The sequence below is a fragment of the Mucilaginibacter sp. P4_D1 genome (assembly GCF_056401935.1).
The window spans coordinates 61,562-82,339 of record NZ_JBFUIJ010000037.1; the positions used below are offsets into that span (position 1 = coordinate 61,562).

The 20,778-nt window shown below is 43.4% G+C and carries 24 protein-coding genes; 12 read left to right on the forward strand and 12 right to left on the reverse strand.

Annotated elements, in window-relative coordinates:
• Positions 1-28: 28 nt before the first annotated feature.
• From AC1DV1_RS23735 to AC1DV1_RS23775, 9 genes are all read left to right on the forward strand, one after another.
• Positions 29-250, forward strand: coding sequence for a hypothetical protein (locus tag AC1DV1_RS23735; protein ID WP_477364498.1), 222 nt, complete (start codon positions 29-31; stop codon positions 248-250).
• Positions 247-534 carry a hypothetical protein gene (locus AC1DV1_RS23740; protein ID WP_477364501.1) on the forward strand — a complete coding sequence of 96 codons (288 nt, stop codon included), beginning with the start codon at positions 247-249 and terminating at the stop codon, positions 532-534. Before AC1DV1_RS23735 ends, AC1DV1_RS23740 begins: the two co-directional genes overlap by 4 nt.
• Positions 491-1,081: a PRTRC system protein E gene (locus AC1DV1_RS23745; protein ID WP_477364504.1), complete on the forward strand. Its 591-nt coding sequence runs from the start codon at positions 491-493 to the stop codon at positions 1,079-1,081. The genes AC1DV1_RS23740 and AC1DV1_RS23745 overlap by 44 nt, the downstream gene beginning before the upstream one ends.
• A gap of 9 nt (positions 1,082-1,090) precedes the next feature.
• A complete protein-coding gene (locus tag AC1DV1_RS23750) occupies positions 1,091-1,306 on the forward strand; it encodes a PRTRC system protein C (protein ID WP_477364507.1) in 216 nt (71 codons plus the stop codon).
• Positions 1,307-1,309: 3 nt separating this feature from the next.
• Positions 1,310-1,486, forward strand: a complete 177-nt coding sequence (locus AC1DV1_RS23755; RefSeq protein WP_477364510.1) for a hypothetical protein — start codon at positions 1,310-1,312, stop codon at positions 1,484-1,486.
• A gap of 200 nt (positions 1,487-1,686) precedes the next feature.
• Complete coding sequence (locus AC1DV1_RS23760) at positions 1,687-2,484, forward strand: hypothetical protein (protein ID WP_477364513.1); 798 nt, start codon at positions 1,687-1,689, stop codon at positions 2,482-2,484.
• A complete protein-coding gene (locus AC1DV1_RS23765; protein ID WP_477364516.1) occupies positions 2,459-3,208 on the forward strand; it encodes a PRTRC system protein B in 750 nt (249 codons plus the stop codon). The genes AC1DV1_RS23760 and AC1DV1_RS23765 overlap by 26 nt, the downstream gene beginning before the upstream one ends.
• On the forward strand, positions 3,205-4,014 hold the full coding sequence (locus AC1DV1_RS23770) for a PRTRC system ThiF family protein (RefSeq protein WP_477364519.1): 810 nt from the start codon (positions 3,205-3,207) through the stop codon (positions 4,012-4,014). The genes AC1DV1_RS23765 and AC1DV1_RS23770 overlap by 4 nt, the downstream gene beginning before the upstream one ends.
• Positions 4,015-4,024: 10 nt before the next feature.
• Positions 4,025-4,207, forward strand: coding sequence for a hypothetical protein (locus AC1DV1_RS23775; RefSeq protein ID WP_477364522.1), 183 nt, complete (start codon positions 4,025-4,027; stop codon positions 4,205-4,207).
• 216 nt (positions 4,208-4,423) lie between these two features.
• Here the strand turns inward: AC1DV1_RS23775 and AC1DV1_RS23780 are convergent, their stop codons facing one another.
• From AC1DV1_RS23780 to AC1DV1_RS23790, 3 genes are all read right to left on the reverse strand, one after another.
• Positions 4,424-4,561: a hypothetical protein gene (locus AC1DV1_RS23780; RefSeq protein WP_477364525.1), complete on the reverse strand. Its 138-nt coding sequence runs from the start codon at positions 4,559-4,561 to the stop codon at positions 4,424-4,426.
• A gap of 95 nt (positions 4,562-4,656) precedes the next feature.
• A complete protein-coding gene (locus tag AC1DV1_RS23785; protein WP_477364528.1) occupies positions 4,657-5,622 on the reverse strand; it encodes a helix-turn-helix domain-containing protein in 966 nt (321 codons plus the stop codon).
• A gap of 2 nt (positions 5,623-5,624) precedes the next feature.
• A complete protein-coding gene (locus tag AC1DV1_RS23790; protein ID WP_477364531.1) occupies positions 5,625-6,437 on the reverse strand; it encodes an SDR family oxidoreductase in 813 nt (270 codons plus the stop codon).
• A gap of 947 nt (positions 6,438-7,384) precedes the next feature.
• On the opposite strand from AC1DV1_RS23790, the gene AC1DV1_RS23795 reads away from it, so the two are divergent.
• On the forward strand, positions 7,385-7,984 hold the full coding sequence (locus AC1DV1_RS23795) for a Crp/Fnr family transcriptional regulator (protein ID WP_477364534.1): 600 nt from the start codon (positions 7,385-7,387) through the stop codon (positions 7,982-7,984).
• 89 nt (positions 7,985-8,073) lie between these two features.
• On the opposite strand, the gene AC1DV1_RS23800 is transcribed toward AC1DV1_RS23795, so the two are convergent.
• Together AC1DV1_RS23800 and AC1DV1_RS23805 are read right to left on the reverse strand one after the other, a co-directional pair.
• Entirely contained in the window at positions 8,074-8,985 is a 912-nt protein-coding gene (locus tag AC1DV1_RS23800; protein WP_477364537.1) for a helix-turn-helix domain-containing protein, read from the reverse strand.
• Positions 8,986-9,071: 86 nt separating this feature from the next.
• A complete protein-coding gene (locus tag AC1DV1_RS23805) occupies positions 9,072-9,890 on the reverse strand; it encodes an SDR family oxidoreductase (RefSeq protein ID WP_477364540.1) in 819 nt (272 codons plus the stop codon).
• 199 nt (positions 9,891-10,089) lie between these two features.
• Between AC1DV1_RS23805 and AC1DV1_RS23810 the strand changes: the two genes are divergently transcribed.
• The gene (locus AC1DV1_RS23810; protein WP_477364543.1) at positions 10,090-10,857 is read left to right on the forward strand and encodes an SDR family NAD(P)-dependent oxidoreductase; all 768 of its coding nucleotides are present in this window, start codon (positions 10,090-10,092) and stop codon (positions 10,855-10,857) included.
• Between the two features lie 92 nt (positions 10,858-10,949).
• Positions 10,950-11,867, forward strand: coding sequence for a helix-turn-helix domain-containing protein (locus tag AC1DV1_RS23815; RefSeq protein ID WP_477364546.1), 918 nt, complete (start codon positions 10,950-10,952; stop codon positions 11,865-11,867).
• A 114-nt stretch (positions 11,868-11,981) separates the two neighbouring features.
• On the opposite strand, the gene AC1DV1_RS23820 is transcribed toward AC1DV1_RS23815, so the two are convergent.
• The 7 genes from AC1DV1_RS23820 to AC1DV1_RS23850 form a co-directional block, all read right to left on the reverse strand.
• Positions 11,982-13,652, reverse strand: coding sequence for a trypsin-like peptidase domain-containing protein (locus AC1DV1_RS23820; RefSeq protein WP_477364549.1), 1,671 nt, complete (start codon positions 13,650-13,652; stop codon positions 11,982-11,984).
• Between the two features lie 104 nt (positions 13,653-13,756).
• Positions 13,757-14,908: a redoxin domain-containing protein gene (locus AC1DV1_RS23825; protein WP_477364552.1), complete on the reverse strand. Its 1,152-nt coding sequence runs from the start codon at positions 14,906-14,908 to the stop codon at positions 13,757-13,759.
• Positions 14,909-15,068: 160 nt separating this feature from the next.
• On the reverse strand, positions 15,069-16,016 hold the full coding sequence (locus AC1DV1_RS23830) for a hypothetical protein (RefSeq protein WP_477364555.1): 948 nt from the start codon (positions 16,014-16,016) through the stop codon (positions 15,069-15,071).
• A gap of 26 nt (positions 16,017-16,042) precedes the next feature.
• On the reverse strand, positions 16,043-16,996 hold the full coding sequence (locus tag AC1DV1_RS23835; RefSeq protein WP_477364558.1) for a hypothetical protein: 954 nt from the start codon (positions 16,994-16,996) through the stop codon (positions 16,043-16,045).
• A gap of 16 nt (positions 16,997-17,012) precedes the next feature.
• Positions 17,013-18,425 carry a PKD-like family lipoprotein gene (locus AC1DV1_RS23840; RefSeq protein WP_477364561.1) on the reverse strand — a complete coding sequence of 471 codons (1,413 nt, stop codon included), beginning with the start codon at positions 18,423-18,425 and terminating at the stop codon, positions 17,013-17,015.
• A 17-nt stretch (positions 18,426-18,442) separates the two neighbouring features.
• Positions 18,443-19,291 (reverse strand): DUF4843 domain-containing protein, encoded by an 849-nt coding sequence (locus AC1DV1_RS23845; RefSeq protein WP_477364564.1) that lies wholly within the window; start codon positions 19,289-19,291, stop codon positions 18,443-18,445.
• Between the two features lie 11 nt (positions 19,292-19,302).
• Positions 19,303-20,772, reverse strand: a complete 1,470-nt coding sequence (locus tag AC1DV1_RS23850) for a RagB/SusD family nutrient uptake outer membrane protein (RefSeq protein WP_477364567.1) — start codon at positions 20,770-20,772, stop codon at positions 19,303-19,305.
• Between the last annotated feature and the right edge of the window lie 6 nt (positions 20,773-20,778).

Genomic DNA, 20,778 nt, shown 5'->3' on the forward strand with positions numbered 1-20,778 from the left:
CATTATCATTTACTTTACTCGATTAGCCATGAGCATATTGTCAGTAAAAACAGAAAAAAGTGCCCTAAAATCATTAGCGAAAACCTTACGCTTTTTTGACGAACTCGCTTTTTGTCAAATGACTGCGGAGGATGATGCAGATACAACCAACGCCAAACGCCTGTTATTGCGCGTGATTGAAAGCAGTGGTTACCAGGCAACTTACCAACGGAGAAAAGGGATGAAACTATCTAAAATCAAACTGTCATGAATACCACATTTTTAACCGGGATGATACTGGCCGCAATAGGTTTATTTATCCGCTACCATATCGGCGGGCGCAGATTTAATCGCAGGGGTATCGGCGGTTTACAGCAATTCCCCACCTATGGCAGATTCATTTTTACCATGGTCATAGAAAGGGTCATCTATTTTATCGGAACGCTATGCCTGTTGGCGGGTTTGTTCTTACTCGCCATCGCAGGATTTAATCACTTAAATTTTAACGAATATGAAAACGAACTTTTTTCAGCAAATAGCCGGTTTAGGCTTTAAGGGTAATTTCCTGCTCAATATTAATCTGGATGAAACAGGGGTGCAAACCGTATCAGTGGTACTTAAAAAAGATAAAGCTATTGACGGTTTGCCGCCGATGCTTTTTAAGGCGACCGTCGGGGAACTGGACGAGGGCTTTTTTGAGCAACTGGCACAGCCTGTTAAACAAACCGCCGGATTGATAAGCAATTTAGAAAGCTATCAAAAAGAACTGGACAAGGCGAAAAAGAACGCCAAGTCTGAAAAAGCCAAAGCGGGCATACCTGCCGGGGATGAATCGGACGGGGACGACAAGGACGAGGAAAACAACCTGTTTACCCCGCCCGATGATGACAAGCAGGCCAAGGCCGAAAAGAAACGGCTTTATGATGAAGCGATGGAAAAGGTTAAAGAACTGGCTCGAAATACCAAGTATGCCGAAGCGCTTTCCAATTTACCTGACGTTGCGGACTATCCCGATAAAGCGGAAGCCATAACAGCCAAACGCAAGACCTTGGAGGCGGGTAAGGAAGCCTACGATAAATTAACCGCAAGTTTTAACGATTAACGCACAGCCATGAAAGCAATGATATTACCGAGGGTATTCCTGCACAGGGAAAACGGGCAGGAAATCCGGTTAACCGACCCAAACAATACGTTTACTATTGCCGATGTTCAGAATTTTTACGCAGCGACCTACCCTATACTGACCAATGCCAAAATAACCGGCCCTGAAATCAAGGACGATGAAGCGCAGTACAGGTTTGAAAGCACCATGGGAACGAAAGGATAAGCGATGAAAACGAAATCAGCAAACAGGATAATTAAAATTAACAGGAAAGGCAGGCAATGGAAACTACAGCAATTATTCGGCGAACTGGCAGAGCGGTTAAACCGCCTGCCCGATGCGGACGAGGTCAGGCGAAATCCGTTAAAGAGCGCTCCCGCAGGTCTGACGGAAATGGTTTTTTAAACCACAGTTTTCTGCCGTTTTGGTCTTTTACAGCCAACAGGGAAAGGATAGCAAGGGAGTATTTTCACTCCCTTGCCAATCTATGTAAGCATTATGGTTTAGCGATACCGAAAACCGGCCTGCCGTTCCCGCGGAACATTTACAGTACCTGGCAGGCAGTTGAAAAGCAGGTACGGGATATCAACCGTGACCACCATTGTATGATTTTACAGACTAAAGGGAAACAGGCGGTGTTGTCGGTGGTCAAAACCTTCGATTTGAGCCATTGCCTGTTTTATATTCCTGTAAGGGCTTACTGGCATTGGTCGCAATGTGACGAGTATCAAGCCATTACTGAACTCGTCACCGTCATATTCGCTTACCTGCACCAAGTGGTGGATATTCCCTTTTATGCCGAGTATGGCAGTTTTATGGATTGTCAATATGATACTTTAGAACAATGGATAAGCGAGGCAGAGGACGAGGGAAATAATGACGGGGAAGATAAAGCTTGGCGACAACAACAGGAAAATGCGCTATATGAGTTAAGGCGTGCAGGAGGTCGTATCATGCCGATCATCAAAAATCCCGAATGGCTTGGTAAAATGGAAAGTGTGATAATCAACTATCACCATAGGGACAGGCACGAACTGGAATGGGAACTATTGGGCATAGAATTTTTACAGCTTTACCGCCAGTACCCTAAACGCTCTTTAGCGGATGGTATCCACGAAGATTTGGTATATCCTGATGAGGAAGAACGTATCAGGGTCTGCGAATACATGAGTTTTTATTGGAGCGATAAGGATTGTTTTCAGCATGAATTACTGGAAATGATCAACTGCTCCTTTCAGGAACGACCTGTCATCGATGAACCGACCGCCGTTTATTATTTTGATACCCTACCCGATCCCGACAGGAAAGATTTTGATTTTGAGAACCGCCTGTTTGACTTGATCGAACGCTTACGGGATTTACTTAATGATGACGACCATGAAAAATATAACGCAACAGTTTAACAGCGGTTTTGAACCGTTCAAAGCCCTGCTGATTTACAGGTATGACAAAGCAGAAGAAATTAACCAGTTCCAAAGGGAAGAGAAAAGAACGGAGATTTATGTAGAGAGTTATGATATAGGCAGGAACGGCAAGCCTGTCAATGCACATCCTTTGAACGAAAAGGAAATGGCTGCATTGAGCGGGTTGTTGCAGACCACGCAGGAAATCAAAAGTGGCTATCTCAAAAGTAAAGGGTTATTGCCATCCAATATGCTCTATGTAAATCAACAGGCGAATGGTTACGCCGTATGGTACACGCCACCGCAGGAGATGAACTTGTTTTTTGTTGATAGCCTGAATATTCCGTCAGGTAAATTCCAGATACCTGCCATGCTCTGGAAAGCCAATACCGACCATTTAATGGTTTACGGGTTAGCAGGGAAAGCAAAGCCGACTGAAAAAACCAAACTATACCACGCGCCCTTTCTCAATATCTATGGGAGTGGTCAGGTTTGTATGGGGACGGTACAAATTAATATGGGCAATAGCACCTGTTTAGAAGAATTTATGAAAACATGGGAGAATTATTTCTTTAACAGCAATTTCAGCCACTCCATCAGCGGTAATAATAGTACCAAAAGCAATACCACCGAATTATGGCGTTCCCTCGCAGGAACTAACCAACCGTTTCCGCAGAACGAGTTAATGAAGACAAGTTTAACCCTTAAACATATCATCCAATGAGAGCGAAAAATCAAAAGCCCGCCGTGCACATCGTGCAAAAGGAATTATTACAACCATATAACCCGATAACCGTTAATCTGATTGGTGCAGGCGGCACAGGCGGTCAGGTACTGACCGCACTCGCAAGAATGAACCACGCACTTATTGTGTTAGGCCATGCGGGTTTGTTTGTCAGGGTATTTGATGATGATACCATAGATAGGGCCAATCTCGGCAGGCAGTTGTTTACAACCGCTGAATTAGGTTTATACAAATCTGTGGCATTGATAAACCGCATCAACCGTTTCTTTGGTACGAACTGGAGAGCCGAAACGATACGTTATGATAAAGTATCGCTCAAGGACAGGGATTTAGCAAATGCTACAATTACCATTTCCTGCGTTGATACCGTGGATGCCCGTTATGAAATAGCCGGAATATTGAAGCATTTAGCTGATAAATACAGTGGCCGCAACCGTGTGCAGTACTGGATGGATTTCGGTAACAGCCGTTCGAGCGGCCAGGTTATCCTGTCAACCTTAGAAAAAATAAAGCAACCCGCTTCGGAACGATATCGTCCTGTAGAAACCTTGCCCTTAGTTACCGATGAATTTAAAGAATTGTTGGAGGCATCCGAAGAGGCCGATAACACACCAAGCTGTTCACTTGCTGAAGCCCTGACTAAACAGGATTTGTTTATCAATTCCGCACTGGCTAATTGCGGGGCATCGCTTTTGTGGCAACTATTCAGGGAGGGCATCTTATTTAACCGTGGGTTCTTCCTGAACCTGCTGGATTTCAGGACACAGCCATTAAAAGTAACCTAATAACAAGATCATGAAAATTATAGATTTGAACAGTTGTGAAATCGAAATAGATAACCTGCAATTGGCTATTATACAAGCCGACGATTACAGACATTATGAGCATATGAACCCTCAAAACCGACAGGCAGACGAGCAAAGGAAAGCCTACTGGGAGGATGTTTATCAGAAATTATTACTATTAGACACTACCTGAGTTTCTAAATCAATCGACGGGCGGGCATGGGCCCGCCCCGTTTTCGCCCCGCATTTTGCCTGTTGATTGCTGTTTGCAGGCGCAAAATGCGGGGCGTTTTTATTACCAGCCTACGATAGCCCTGGTCACAGATTTATATAAAATGTGACAAAAACCAAGCAGCCAGCCCGGAAACTGCTGCCAACTTTCCCTTTCTAAACGCGATCAATTTATCCGTTAATGATGCTTGAAATACTGAATTTCTTTTTCGGCTTCCATGGAATCGAACGTGCCCAGATTTTTGCGGTTATGTGTCTCGGGGGCGACTTTGCCGGTGTTCTTGCAGTATTGCCTCGATTTTAATTTCCTGATCATAATCGTTAATATTTATAACCCTTTTGTCTCCATTTAAACAAGCAGGATGAATAAAAGGTGTTAACCATAATCTCGTTAGCGAAAATAGTTAACCACTAATTCAGGAGCCTGTATTCGCTTGGCGATTTCCCTGTCTTTGATTTAAATATTTTTGTAAAGTGCGATGGGTGCTCAAAACCAAGTTCGTACGCAATCTCGCTAATAGAGTTGTTGGTACCCCATAACAAAGTTTTCGCTTTATCTATTAATTCCAGGTGGATATGTTCTTGCGTGGTTTTGCCCGTAAATTTGTTTAAAAGGTCGGACAGGTAGTTAGGCGAGAGGTTAAGGCGCGAAGCAAAATATTTAACACTTGGCAGCCCGGTTTCAATCAGGGTGTTTTGCAAAAAATGATCTTTTAACATTTTTTCAAACTGTTGCACCACGTCTGAATTAACTTTTGCCCTGGTATAAAATTGCCGGTCGTAAAAGCGGTTACAATAATTCAGTAGTAGCTCGATATTGCTGACGATAAGGCCCTGCGAATGCTTGTCTATATTTTGCGAATATTCTTTTTCGATCTTGGCCACACAATCTTTAATCACCAGCTTTTCTTCTTCCGAAATATGCAGGGCCTCGTTGGTCTCATAATTAAAAAAGGTGTACTGGTGTATCTTCCTGCCCAGGTCGGTGCCATGCATCAGGTCGGGATGGATAAACAGCGCCCAGCCTTCCTCCACCTTAACGTCCGGACCGGGGGCTAAAACCTGCCCCGGCGCGGTAAATAATAAGGATCCTTCACTGAAGTCGTAATAGCCCTTGCCATACTTTAACAAACCTTCAAACTTTTTGCACGAAATAGTATAAAAACCAAAACGGTAAAAAGCATCCCTTTCCCTGGGATATTTGGCATAAAAATCGGTATGGTCTATCACACTGATCAGCGGATGCTTCGGCGGAGTGTACCGTACCAGCCTGTGCAGGTCGCTGATAGACTGAAGATCTATATATTTATCGGGCATCATTTTAATTGATATAAAGTTACTATAAAACTGGCTGCCCGAAACGGGCAGCCAAATCATTTTTAAATGCCCATTTGCGCAACTATCATCTTTTTAAAACCGGCATCGTCCATATCATGCCTGGCTTGTATTATCGGCGCGGCATCGTGGCCTACAGGGTAACGCAATTTTTCGGTTCCGTCAGTCGCAGCCTCAAAAATGGCTTCGGCTACTTCACCAATATTTTCAGACATGGGCCACGCTTCTATCATAGCCATGAATTTATCAAAATCAGATTGATAATCGGCAACGTCATTAACGCCAAAAAGCGACATTGACCTGCCGGCAAACTCTGTTTTATAACCACCCGGTTCAACTATTTTTAAACTGATACCTAGCGGRTTTAATTCGTATTGCATGGATTCGGTCAAGCCTTCTACCGCGAACTTGGTCGCATGATAAAGTGAGCAGAACGGGAAGGTAACCCTGCCGCCTATGGAAGAAACGCTAATGATAGTACCTGATTTTTGCTGGCGCATGCCTGGCAATACGGCCTGTGTTACGGCTATCAAACCAAAAAGGTTAACATCGAATTGTTTTTTTATTTCTTCTTCGCTGGCGGCTTCTAAAGCGCCCATGGCGCCATAACCCGCGTTGTTTACCAGTACATCGATCTGGCCAAATTTTTCGATACCGGCAGCTACCGCATTCTGTATGCTTAGCTTATTTGTAACATCCAGTTTGGTAATAAATACGTTGCCCAGCGCGCCCAGTTCTGTTTCCTTTTCGGGCGAACGCATGGTGGCTATTACGTTCCAGCCATGGGTATGAAATAATTTTGCTGTCACTCTTCCAAATCCTGAAGAAGCGCCTGTTATTAATACTGTCTTTTTCATTGCTTTAAATTTTTAATTTCTAAAGCAAATGTCAGGTTACGGCGGCAACCTCATTTATACCTTTCAACTGATCACTTATACATTTAAAGGATTTCGGAATGACCGTTCAAGTTATGTAGCCCTGGCCGGGCTCGAACCAGGAACCCATTTTTTTTAATTTTCTGTCTTCCAGAGTTTTTTGTTATTTTTGTGTAAGCCACAAGGGCTCGGAGACCATACTGGCTACCATAGCCGGTAAATCCATTCAGAAGATATTGATTATCAATAATATACAGGCAAGTCCACCTAAGCCAGGTGGGCGCACAAAATGCGATTTTTCGCAGTGTAAAAACCCTCTAAATCGCTGATTTAGAGCTTTTCAGCCCTCAAGAATTTGTTTTTAATTTTAGGCGCATTTATGGATTAACGAACTGCTAAACAGTTAATTAAGTCTTGAAATACAGATCAAAAAAGACTTAAAAAGACTGCATCCAAATCTTTCTTGCTCCTTTTTGCGGCCTGAAAACTGAGGGTTTCAGGATGTAATTAATCATTAATTCAATAAAAACTGTAAAAGGATGAAGACATCGCAGGCATTTGATGTGCATTTCACCATCAAAAAAAGGCAAAAGGCGGTATCACGAATGTATGCCTTGCCGTGGCTGTTAACAGGCATAAGATACTTTTTGGCTTAAAGCATTATGTAAAGGTCAACAACTAAACAAGGGTAGCCAAGTTCTGAAGATCAAAGTTCCGGAGCCGAGGGAAACCAATGCATACCTGGAGCAGGTTAAATTTATCAGTACTATCCACTACCAGCAATTACAGATTGCCGGTAAGAAGATACGACAGCTTTCTAAAGTGCAACGCAATATTTTCGCGGATAAATAGTTAACTTTTAATTGTTATCTGTTAATCAAAAGCTGATTTCTATAAAGTTCAGGCGGTTTGAATTAAATCAAAATCGTATGGAAGATTCAAATGAGCTTTCGGACCTGGAAGCTTTTTTCCGGATCATGGCCTTTATTGCCCCGCTCTCAGGTGCGCTGCGCAGGCGTTTTGAGGATTTTATCGTCATCAAAACGTATCCTAAAAAGCACAGGTTACTGTGCGAAGGCGAGATTTCGCGCCATATATTTTTTATCTGTAAAGGTTTCGCCAGGGCTTTCTACCTGGATGCTGACGGCCGGGAGCATACCACGTGGTTTATGGGACCCGGGGACCTAATGATCTCGGTTCGCAGCTTTTATACCCAGCAACCGGCAGCAGAAAATATCGAATTACTCGAATCCTCAGTTTTACTGTCCATGACCTGGGGCCAGCTACAGACCATTTACACTGAGTTTCCGGAATATAATTATCACGGCCGGCTATTAACCGAAAAGTATTACATCCTATCGGAGGAACGGGGCATCCTGCTCCGCACCAGGAGGCCCGCGGACCGGTACAGCCTGCTGTTGAAACAACTTCCGAAAATCACCCGGCAGGCCTCGCTCGGTCAAATCGCGTCCTTCCTGGAAATCACGCAGGAGACACTCAGCCGGGTTCGTTCAGGAAAGAGAAATTGACCAGGATCAAAACCTGAAAGCATAAACCCGCAGCTTCCGGCTGCACCATTTCGATCGCGAATCGTTTGGCAAATTGTGATCGGAATGGCTTAGTTCAGGTTGCGATACTCAACAGGTGTTCTACCTGTCTTTTGTTTAAATAGCTTATTAAAATATTGGGGATATTCAAAGCCAAGCAAGTAAGCAACTTCACCAACTGACTTATCCGTACTGATCAGGATGTTCTTGGCTTCTTCGATTAAATAATAGTGGATATGGTCCTGCGCATTCTTCCCCGTTTCTTTTTTAAGTAGATCGCTCAGATAACCCGGCGATAAATTGACTTTATCTGCCAGGTTTTTTACACTTGGTAAGCCTAGCTCTTTAAGTTCGGCCTTGCTAAAATAATCGCGTAGTATTTTTTCCACTTGCATAACGACCGAACTATTCGCACTTTTTCTTGTAATAAATTGTCGCCCGTAGAAGCGTGAGCAATAATTTAAAAGCAGCTCGATATGGGAAACAATGACGGATTGGCTATGCGTATCTATATTCTCTTGTAATTCATTGTCCAGTTTCTGCACGCAATCATAAAAGATGCGTTTCTCTTTTTCAGACATGTGAAGCGCCTCCCACACTTCATAAGAGAAAAAGCTATAGTCTTTCATTTTATTATGAAGACCGGTTCCTCTGATCAGGTCGGGATGAAAAAACACGCCCCAGCCTTCCTTTTCGGTGTATGCACCAGTGTCGGCTTCCAGATCCAATACCTGGTTCGGTGCCATACACATCAGGCTGCCGTTATTGAAATCAACAACCTTACGCCCGTATTTTACATTATTGCCATCATACCGCTTAAACAATAAGCAGTAGTAATCGCCGGAAATCCTGGTATCTTCTGCCACCTGCTCATCAACATTGCTAAAGTCGATCACAGCAACAAGTGGATGTTTAAGCGTCTGATCTAAGTTAAAGAACTTATAAACGTCGGTTATCCCGGAAAAATGAAGCGATATGCTCATGGCGTATTGACTATTAGCTTTAAAGTTAAGTGATTTTTGGCAATAACACAGGGCCGCAGCATTGCAGCAACCCTGTGTGCCTTATACTAATCAAGTTTAAACAAGCCTTTGATTCCCTGCAAGAAAGTTTGATCGTCAGCTTCCTTGCGTTGGGCAACGATTTCTTTTGCATCTTCTCCTGCTGTGTATCGCAGCTTATTGGTGCCATCTGTTGCTGCTTCGTAAATAACTTCGGCAACTACGCGGGCAGGAGAAGCGTTCTCAAAGAAGGCAGGCATTCCTTCGTTTACTTTCTCCACAATACCTTTGTATTCAGTCAACGATTCATCGTTACTGAAGTCAAGCGAACGGCCGGCAAAATCTGTAGCGATGGCGCCAGGTTCAACGATCTTAATTTTCGCACCGAATTGTTCCAGTTCATAGCTCATGGCCTCTGATATCCCCTCTACGGCAAACTTGGTGCCGTGATATAATGCGCCCAAGGGGAAAGCCATCTTGCCGCCGATAGACGATATATTGACGATTACGCCGCTTCTATTGCTGCGAAAGTGAGGCAATATCGAACGGGTTACATCCAAAAGCCCTATCACATTGGTATTAAACTGGCGGGTAATATTTTCCCTTGAAAATGCTTCCAACGGTCCGAATGCGCCATACCCTGCGTTATTGACAATGACGTCAATCTTTCCGAATTGTTTAATACCTTCAGTTATTGCAAGTTCAATACTATCAAGATCAAGAACGTCCAGCCTGGTCAGCACCACATTATCCAGGTCTTTAAGTTCTGATTCACCTTCGGGATTTCTCATGGTAGCTATCACATTCCAACCTTTTTCCTTAAACAATATAGCTGTGGCTTTACCTATACCGCTGCTTGCACCGGTAATTAAAATTGTGTTTTTCATGTTGTAATTATTTGATGAGGTAAAGGTCAGCGTAAATTGGTAGCGGCAGATAACACAAATTGCGGTAAGTTGTATACTTATTACGGTTCGCTAAACCAGGTAAAAAAGTATTCATTTCGGTTACAACTCTCCTTGATTCGGTTACAGCTGCATAAAATCAAACGCAGACATTTGTTTCATAACAGTTAATCAAAATCTTATGGAAGATCAAATAACATCTGCGAACAAACCGGTTGCCTTAGTGACCGGCGCCAACCAGGGTGTGGGTAACGAAATTGTCAAAGCGCTTGCCGCTAACGGTTATGCAGTGTATGTAGGCTCGCGTAAACTCGAAAACGGGGAGAAAGCAGCCGCTGCTATCGGGCAAAATGCAAAGGCTATACAGTTGGATGTTACGCAACAACAAAGCATCAGTGCAGCAATAGCGCGCATTGAAAACGAACACGGCCACCTCGACCTGCTGGTGAATAACGCAGGTATATCACATGGCGGAACATCTCCTAAAAACCCGGAAGAATTAATGAGCACCGGGCGTGCCGTTAATGTATCGCTGGACGAAGTGCGCACCGTATGGGAAACCAATGTGTTCGGCGTTATAGCCGTAACACAGGCTGCTTTACCTTTGCTGCGTAAATCGTCGGCTGCACGCATAGTCAATGTATCAAGCGGGCTGGGTTCACTCACCTGGATAGCTGACCCGGCTTGCTGGGCAAGAGAACATTTCGGTATTGTTTATGCTGCCTCTAAAACTGCACTTAACGCGGTTACACTTGCCTTTGCCCTGGAGCTTGAAAAGGAGAATATCAAAGTGAACGCTACCAGTCCGGGCTATACAGCTACTGCACTGAATAATTTCCAGGGAACCGACAGCCTGGAAGTCGGGTCGCGTGAGCCGGTTAGGGTAGCCCTGGAGACAGACGGCCCCACTGGCGGCTTTACCGGCCCCGACGGTCCACTGCCCTGGTAATTCCGCTTATTCGGCACCAAAGTATTCTTATTTACAAATCAATTATGACCGGAAGCTGAAACAGCATCCGGTCATAATTATTATCTTTCAACATGAAAAACGACATGCCAAAAGTTGTTAAACTCGGATCGATAACGGAAATACACCGTTTGCTCGGTATCCCGGGGCCTGCTCATCCGCTGATCAGTTTACTGGATACCAGGGATGAACGGATCAACCTAAGCCGCCTGCCGGTTAGCTACGTAACAACGCTTTACAAGATCTCCTTTATAAATAAATTAGGCGGTAAATTCAGATATGGCCAGGGCTTTTATGATTTTGACGAAGGAGGTATGGTTTTTACAGCACCGAATCAGATTGTAGGAAGCACAGCGATTTACAAGGGAAACGAGGGCTATTCTTTGATCTTTCATCAGGATTTCCTCCATGGTTATCCGCTCGCGGCTAAGATCAAACAATATGGATTTTTTTCCTACGCTTCAAACGAGGCCCTGCACCTTTCTGAGCAGGAAAGGTGTACCGTTTCCTCTGTTTTTACCATTATCCAGGAAGAATTGAGCAATCGGATAGACGATTTTAGCCACGAAGTAGTTATCGCACAGATAGAATTGCTATTGAGTTACGCCAGGCGCTTTTACAAACGACAATTTCTGACCCGGCAGGCAGCCAGCAGTGATCTGCTACAGCGACTGGAAGAATTGCTCGACGCTTATTTCAAGGAAGATAAGCCAGCCAATCGGGGTTTGCCTACTGTACAATACCTGGCAGAGCAGTTAAACTATACACCCAACTATTTAAGTGATATGCTGCGTTCGCTCACCGGACTGAACGTACAGCAGCATATCCATGAAAAGTTGATCGGGCGATCTAAAGAATTGCTCTCTACTACTACCCTTACCATTAGTGAAATAGCCTATCAATTAGGTTTTGAGCATTCTCAATCCTTCAGCAGACTTTTTAAAACCAAGACCAGGCTTTCGCCGGTACAGTTCAGGCAAACTTTTAATTAATTTTTTAGATGAGTGAATCAATGGTAGTGAATATTCGGCAACGGGCACGACACTTTTTGTTTCTTCCAGTAATAAGGCCGCTGGCTATTTTGATTTCCAACCAAACGACGCTCATTAAAACGCTATCTCAAGTTTATCGGCAATAAATTTGCAAACTGTTTTTGATGGTACCGCAATACTAACTGCCCTGCTGTATCGCCCTATATTAACACCATAAAAACGACCATAGTTATCAAATACCGGTCCACCGCACCTTTGGGGAGTTAGCCTTGAATCATGCGCAAATACTTCTTTAAAACCATCCCTCCTGCCGCTTTTGCCACCTGTAAACAATTCTGCCGGGTGGTCAAAATGTATCGCGGGGACAGTGCCAAGCGCCAAAGTTTTAGTGAACAAAGCGCCTGCTCTTTTTACCTTTAACGTTAAGGTATCTCCCGGCCAGTGATTTTGCATCTCAACTTTAAAATCACCTGCGGTAGGTATGGCTAAACCGTTTATTTCGGTTACCTCGTCTTTTGCAAGCAAACCATTTTGGGCCGCGGGCGAAAGTGGCTTTATCCATAAAGCAGATGCAGCCGCGTTGTTATCACCCACAAATACACCAAGATAACCTGCATTTACTACCTTTGGCAACAAAAACAGCTTGCTTCCCAAAACTCCGGTAATGTCTGCAGTGTCGGGCTGCGGCGAGCGCAAAAAGGTGCCAGGCGCTAAATCAGACGATGTATCTTTTCGTATTGCCTGATAGCTTATTCCTCCCTTAATATCAGCGGCAAGCGCTAAAAGTACAAGGTCGTTTTCTTTATCACGGGAAATAACCGTAGCGCCAACCATTTTTTTGCCTATCATCACCATCGGTGCATCAGCTACTATGGAACTTTTACTTACAATGATGGTATGGCTTTTAATTTTTTTCAAATGCAATCCATCAACAGAAAAAAGCGCACCTAAAGCCTGTTGGCTAACACCATTAAAACTGCTGCGGATAGCTACACAGGTACCGGTATGTTTTGATGAATTAGCAGTGGGAAGCTCTTTAAACAAGTTTTTATTAACAGGCGTAACAGATACCAGCACGCTATCGGGCAACACATGATAAACCGTTGGGAGCATTAAGCTTTTCCAATATTTTTTATAAAGATCAACCGGTACATCGTAGTTGGCATCTTCAGGAACTTCTATCGCGCTGTGCAAACCAACTACTTTTCCTGAAAGATCAAACAACGGGCCTCCAGAATCTCCTGGTTCCATCATACAGGTTGATTTGATAAATCCACGGCTATTTCTCGCTTCGGTTACATGACCAAATCTTATGGTAGGTTTGTTCTGGTTCAAAGTTTCGGGATAGGCGATGCTGATTAATGGTTCAGATACGATAAGCGCGGTTGAACTCCCTATATCGGCATATGGCCAGTCGCCTTTGGTAACGATCTGCATTATTGCTACATCGGGGCGGGCTTTATCGGCTGCTAATTCTATCTTACCTAAAGCTACAGCAATGGCCTCTCTCCCATCGGGGAACATTACTTTATAGGTAAGGCCGGGCCAGGTAACATGCGCGGCTGTTAGGATATGGCGATCTTTATCCACCACAACCCCGCTAAACTGCCCGCCGGTACGCTTATTGRCCGATGTATCGTAACTCCACATACGTACACAGGCCGGGTAAGCTTTTTGAATACCCGCTTTCAACGCTTCTTCGGTTTTGTTGGGTTTGTTTTGCTGAGCATAGGCATATTGCGTTAGCAACACAGCTGCCAGGAAAACGAAATGAAATTTCTTCATTAGTTGTTTATAAGATTGCACATCGGGTATGTGTTAAAAACCCAGGTATACAATTTTCAAAGCAAATCATAAACCTTGCATTGTTGTATAGCCTGGGTTTTAAATTAGTTTTTAAATGTTTCGGCCAGTTTTTTATTTAGTTCTTCTCCTATCAGGTTAACACCTATTACTTTACCATCTTTATCAAGTAAAAAGTTTTGCGGTACTGCCCTTACACCATATAGGTGGCCAACGGCATTGTTCCAACCCTTTAAATCTGATACGTGGGTCCACGTAAGATTATCGGCAGCAATGGCATTTACCCACTTACCATGATCGCTATCAAGTGATACCGAGAGTATTTCGAAACCCTTGGTTTTGTATATTTTATACTGATCAACCAGGTTAGGGTTTTCGGCACGGCATGGCGAGCACCAGCTGGCCCAAAAATCTACCAACACATATTTACCTTTGTAGCTGGCTAAAGAAACCGGTTTACCGTTTACATCATTTTGAGTAAATGCCGGGGCCTGCGCGCCAATAACAATGTTTTCCATTGCCTCAATGCGTTGTTTTAGTTCCTTACCGGCATCTGTTAACTGGTTTTCTTTTTTGAGGGCATTGAAAATAGGTTTAACTATTTTAGGATCGAATTTATTTCCTATACCTTCTGATAAACCAACCAGACCGAAGTAAGAATCAGGATGATCTTTGGCAAACTGGATTTGTTTTGCAAAATGTTCATCCATTTTTTTATGGTACCGCTCGCCTACTTCTTTTACAAACTCCTGGTCGTTTTGTAATTCCGGCGAGCTGCTGATCTCGGCGTTGGCTTCTTTTGCAAACTGCATTACCGTGCCACCAGTGGTTTTTACGTATGCCTGGAACTCGTCATAAACTTTTGATCCGGTGAAAACAGCATTGGCCAGCGAATCTTTAGAGGTGATCTCAACATTTTCTTTACCAAAGTAAATATAGATCACGTCCGATGTTGGCATGTAAATAGCCCGGTCTTTACCGCCGCCATCATGAGATAGCGCCATACGTGCAGTAGCATAGCCCGAGTTATGACCGGTAAACTTAAAAGTACCGTTAACCACCAATGCCGAATCGGTATGGTTTGCACCATTGTCCATGTTATCCATATAGTCAAGATAAGCTTTGGCTGGCGCGTTTAGCGTGCCGATATGACCGGTAATTGTAAAATTGTTGGTTGCTTGGGCCGATGCCAGGCATGGTGCCAAAGCGGTAAGAATCATTAAAATTCCTTTTTTCATTTTTATGTGTTTTAGATGTTTCATTTTGATTTTTTTTTAAACAAACTAATGGATGGCCGCCAACGCTTTCCGTCGACAATATTTCGTTCTCACCGAAACTGCTTGCCGGGAGCTTTTTTGACGGCCTTTCCAAAAGCTAACTATTACTGATTTTTAGTTTTCAATAAGGATATTTTACAGCAGGAAAATCTTCCTGTGCATTTTTAAACTCCTGCTCCCACTCCATGCTCCAACCAAATGCCAGGGTAGCTTGCGCTTTTAGGTTTACACCCGCCGCGCCGCTCCAGAAGTGAATAAACTCGCCCCAGTTTAAGTTGCGGGTGTATTCATAGCCGATGGCATTTTTCTTTTTGGGGAAATTTGCAGCCAACAACTTGAAATACTTGCTCAACACTGCCGCGTGGCCGTATTTTGTATAAATAGGGTAAAACCAGTTTTTAAACCACTGCGAGTTTGCCCGCGGAAAATTATCATACTGTGACTGCATTTGCGTAAATACACGGCCGGCTTCATCCTCCATCCCGACATTCATCAGTACATCGTAGTTATATATCTCCATAAACTTACTATCGCCCCAAAGCACATCAGAGGGCGAGCCCTGTACGCCGTTGTTGGCACCGCAAATAATGTGACCGGTTTCATGTACCGGGATGCCGATAATTTGCCCCGTTGGGGTCGACCAATCACCCAGGCCGCAATCAATAGCATTACGGTAATCGTGACTGGCGTCAAAATACGATGCCGGGTGACCGCCTCCTAACGCTTCATCAAAAGGGGTTACTATACCGTGTAATACCACATATAGGCGCGATGAATCGCCAAAAGCACCATACGTTTTCTTGGCATATTGCCAAACTTTCGACATTGTTTTGTATGGCCAGGTAACCGTAGTGTCCATATTGGCGTCATAGTAAATGGCATCGTCAGCGTCATAATACACTCTTTTTAACAGGTAAACATGTGGGCCACCCCAATGCTCCTGCCATGTTTTTGGCGGCGCCCCCCCGTAAGCTATCCCTGTGCTTTTAGCTAAGTCTTTTTTACAGGCGCTTAATAAGGCAAGACATGCCAGGCATATTAATATGCTCAAATTATTAATGGCTTTCATTGTTATAATTTCTTGTTATTAAAAATCTAATACGTGTACTTCACATTAGGAAAATCTTTTTGGGTCTGCCTGAATTGCTGCTCCCACTCATCAGTCCAGCCGAAGGCAAAAGTTGCCTGGGCTTTCATGTTATCGCCGGTAGCACCGCTCCAAAAATGGACAAACTCGCCCCAATTTAAATTCTGGGTATATTCTGCGCCGTGTGGGTTTGGCATTTTAGGATAGTTGGCAGCCARCACCTTAAAGTATTTGCTAAGCACAGCAGCATGGCCATATTTTGCATAAATGGGGTAAAACCAATTCTTAAACCATTGCGAGCCGGCACGGGGAAAGGTATCTACCTGTGCCTTAAGCTGATCATATACCCTTGCGGCCTCATCCTGCCTGCCAATGTTCATGAGCACATCATAATTGTAGATTTCCATAAACTTACTATCGCCCCATAACACATCCGACGGAGAACCTTTTACCCCATTATTAGCGCCGCAAACAATGTGACCCGTTTCATGAATAGGAATCCCTATTTGCTGGCCTGTAGGATATTTCCAATCGCCCAGCCCGCAATCTATGGCATTGCGATAGTCATGGCTTTCATCAAAATAAGATGCAGGATGGCCACCGCCAAGAATTTCTTCAAATGGCGTAGATATCCCGTGTAAAACCACGTATAGTCTGGCCGAATCGCCGAAAGCGCCATACGTTTTTTTAACATACTTCCAGGTATCTGACATCGTTTTGTAAGGCCAGGTTACCGATTTATCCATTGACGGATCATAGTATACCGCTACATCGCTATCAAAATAAACCCGGTTCAGCAAAAATGTGTGCGGCCCTCCCCAGTGCTCCTGCCAGGTTTTAGGCGGTGATCCCGGGGGATCATTTTGTATCACATTGGTAGTTTGTTTATTTTTTTTACATGAAGCAGCCAAAAAAAGCAAAAGCACAGCCGAAACACAGAATATGTTTTTTAAAAATTTCATGATCTTAATTTTTTATTTACTTGATCACTACATCAACCGGCGAGCCGGGAATGCCATCAAGCTGTTTAACTATAACACCGTTTTTACCTACACTAACATCAAGGGTATACAAGCTCCCGGCCACACCGGCTGTAAGCGTATTACCATCCGCACTTAGCTTTATCATGCTTACTTTTTTGCCGCCCATGCCGGCGTCCAAAGTGCGCAAATCCTGATTTAAAGGATTGTAGCGATATATTTTATCATCTGAGGTGAAGTAGAAGATATCAACCGCCGATTTTTGCCATTTGGTATCGGCTTTTACATACGCCTCTGCTTTAAATTCCCGCTTATAATAGGTTTCTATAGCCCGTTGCGAATAATCGTCCATATCGATATAAAAGGAAAGCTCATAGATCTTGCCATCGGTATCCCTGAAATAAGCGTAAGACTGGCCCGGCTGTGCCTGCATAAACACCAGGTCGGTCATACCCGTGTTAAGCGGGTTAAAGGCTTTGCCTTTTACGGTATAGTCGGCTCCCATATAGTTACCGCCGCCATCAAAAGAAACAAAGGCTTTGGTTGTTAAATCGAACCCAAAAAAGTAACCGGGCGTACGTGTAAAAAACTTAGATAAAGTATATGTTCCTGATTGTGGATTTGAGAATTTGCCAAAATCAGGTGCAAATGGAGCCGTGGAAGTAATTGACAAATAAAGTTTATTGTTGATAACCCCCGTTGGTATGCCCATTGAAGCTTCAAAACCCTGCGGGGTTATGGTAGCCGGTGCAACAAAAAATTGTTCGTTAAAATACCTTTTCCTGAGCATGGTATTACCATCAATAGTCACGCTATTTTTGGTTGGGTCCTGGCAAATAACCCAATAATCTTCGGCTGTACCGGGCTGGTAAGCCAAGGGTTTGGCAAACAGCTGTATTGGATTGGCCGGCAGATTTTCGCTCATGAGCGAAAAATAAAGATTGCTTAATACAGATCTGTCGGGTTTTATAAAGGATAGCTTGGTTACGCCATTTTCAACACTCAATACCGTTGTACCCGTTGAAAACTGGGTGTTACCCTGAATTTTGAACGGAAAAAAGTATTTGATGCTATTACGTTTATCGGTAATCGTTAATTTAGCATTACGCAGCTTCGGTGGTAGTTTATATACTATTTCAAGAGGATAGCCGGTATAGGTATCTGTACGGGCATCTTCATCTACGGAAATATCCCATTGATAGGATAAATCTTTCAGGTAATCGGCACCATCAAACTGAATATATGGTTCAAGTTTTAACGTATCGCCAATCAGCGCGTTAAAAGTGCCGTTGGTGAAATTAACCACAATAGGCTGCGATGGCGGATTATACTTATAGTTACCTAAATCTTTTTTGCAGGAGCAAAAGAACAAGGCAATCACCATAGGTATATATAATATTTTGTACTTCATTGCTTTTTAATTAATTGTTATATCAGAATCTGATTTTTATTCTCATCCATAAAAATGAGCTGTTTAACCGTTGGGAAGTATTTGAGCCAGAACTTTTTATTTGGCGCGGCTTGGTTGTAAAAATCATAATCGCCCGTACCATTGTTCCTTGGTGTAAGCACAAATCCTTTGCTCGGATTCTGTTTGATCCAATTAAAAGGATCTATCAAAAACTCATGCATATTGTTGATATAGTACAAATCGCGTGGGATATATAAGAAGTAGTTTGGATCCACCTGTGGGTCTTTTCGTACCAGGTCTGTTGTGCCAGATGAAATTAAAAATAACTGGTGTTTAACCCTGCTGTAACCGCCTAACTCGCCCCAATACGGCCACCATATGGGTTCCTCTAACCTATTTGAAAAAACAATTTGCTTGGAGCGGATATCCAGCGGCAGGTTCGAAGAAAAATCCGTACCACCCGAAACCTGGATAGCCAGTTTCACCGAATAATCAGACAACCCGGTATCGGCATTTAAAATAATAACCGGCACATGTATCGTGCCCGAATCCGCAGGCATGGTATATGACGGTTTTAGTGGCTGATAATGCAAGGTACGCACAGCCGAAGAATTGGCATCATCAACGCTTAATACAAAGCTACGGGAGTGGTTAACCCTGTTGCCAGATATTTTTACAGGTACCCAAACGGTATCCTGATTTAGGGTTGGGTTATAGGCAAATGAATATACAATGCTATCTGTATTGGCATATCCAAGGTAAATATTGTCCTTGCCACCAGGTGCATTATATGTAGTTAAAGTCTCTTTTTTACAACTGGCCAGGGCCGCGCAAATAAGAAAGGCAAATAATATATTTCTTTTCATATCTGTTTCTTTTAGTTGGTTCTGTAAGCCTGTTCATCTTGTGGCAACGGGAACATAAACACCCCATTTGATGGCTGTATGTTTTGCGTTGATGACACCACTACCGCATGGTTTAGGCGTTTATACATGTAAAACATCTGATTTTCGGCGTAAAACTCTTTACGGGCTTCGGCAAGCAGTAAATCGATGAACGCATCTTTGCCAGGTATATCAACAAGCGTGTTGCCTATTCCACGTTTTGCCCTTATGGTATTAAAATAGCCTATCGCCTTAACCGGGTCCGTGTCGTAGCTTGCTTCGGCAGCTATATAATACATTTCACTTAGGCGAATAGCCGGTGCAACCAATGGATGAAGATTAGGTTCGGGATCAAGATTGGTGATGTATTTTTGCAACACAGCGCGGTTTGGCCCACCTGTAACAGCTGCTGTTGATAAAAACCATTGCTTGTAGCGCCAATCTTCTGCCCCATCCTGCCCTACCTGATAAATGTCATTAACCTGGTCAACCGTGGCACTGTAAAGCGGGTTACTTACAGTAAACAGGCTTTGAAGCTGGCCGTTAATGTCTTTAGTGTCAATAAACCAGGCGGCAATTAGCTCTTTATAAAAGATCCTGTCCTTTTTCTGAATGTCGCTATTAAAAAAATCGTCCTGGTCTGTAAAAGGGAATCTTTTAGCGTTGATCACTTCTAATGCATTGGCAAGGCTGTTAACCTGGTCGCTTTTATACAAATAAACCCGGGCCAACTCGCCGCATACAGCGTAATAATTAAGGCGATGACGCCTGTTTTGCAAAAACAGATCATTACTTGCTGTTTCGGTACTACCAACGGTTGATGGATAGCCAATTACATAAGCCGATGAAATGATAGGATCAGACATCAGCAATGTTTTTGCCGCAGTAAGGTCGGCAATGATCTTCGTGATTGCGTCGGCAGTAGTCGAAAACGGCGTACTGGTAACGCCTACGGTGGTAACGTATGGTATCGCTTTTATATTTGGCCCCACTTTATACGATGGACCAAACATGCGGAGTATATCAAAATGCAGGTAAGCCCTTAATGCCAGGGTTTCGCCTTTAATCAATTGGTAATCCTTATCGGCAAACAGTCCTTTTTTATCGTCAATAGCTGCCAGGATATAATTACAATTGGCTATTGCACGATAGGCCGACGACCACGTGTTGTCGTTTTTTGATACCACACCGCCAAGGGTATAATTAAAATTGGCGGTAGATTGCAGAATTACGTTGTTAAACTGGTAGTTCTGCGATAGTATATCATTGGTAAAGGTTAGGGTGCCACCATATAATGATGAAGAAGCACAGAGTGTATAAACCCCGTTTAGGGCCTCTTTAAATCCCTGTTCTGTAGTAAAAAGATCGTCCTTATTGATTTGTGACTGCGGCTTAACATCCAAAAACTTCTTGCATGATGTAAGCAACATGATAACCACTACGGTGTATAAATATTTTTTCATGTTAGT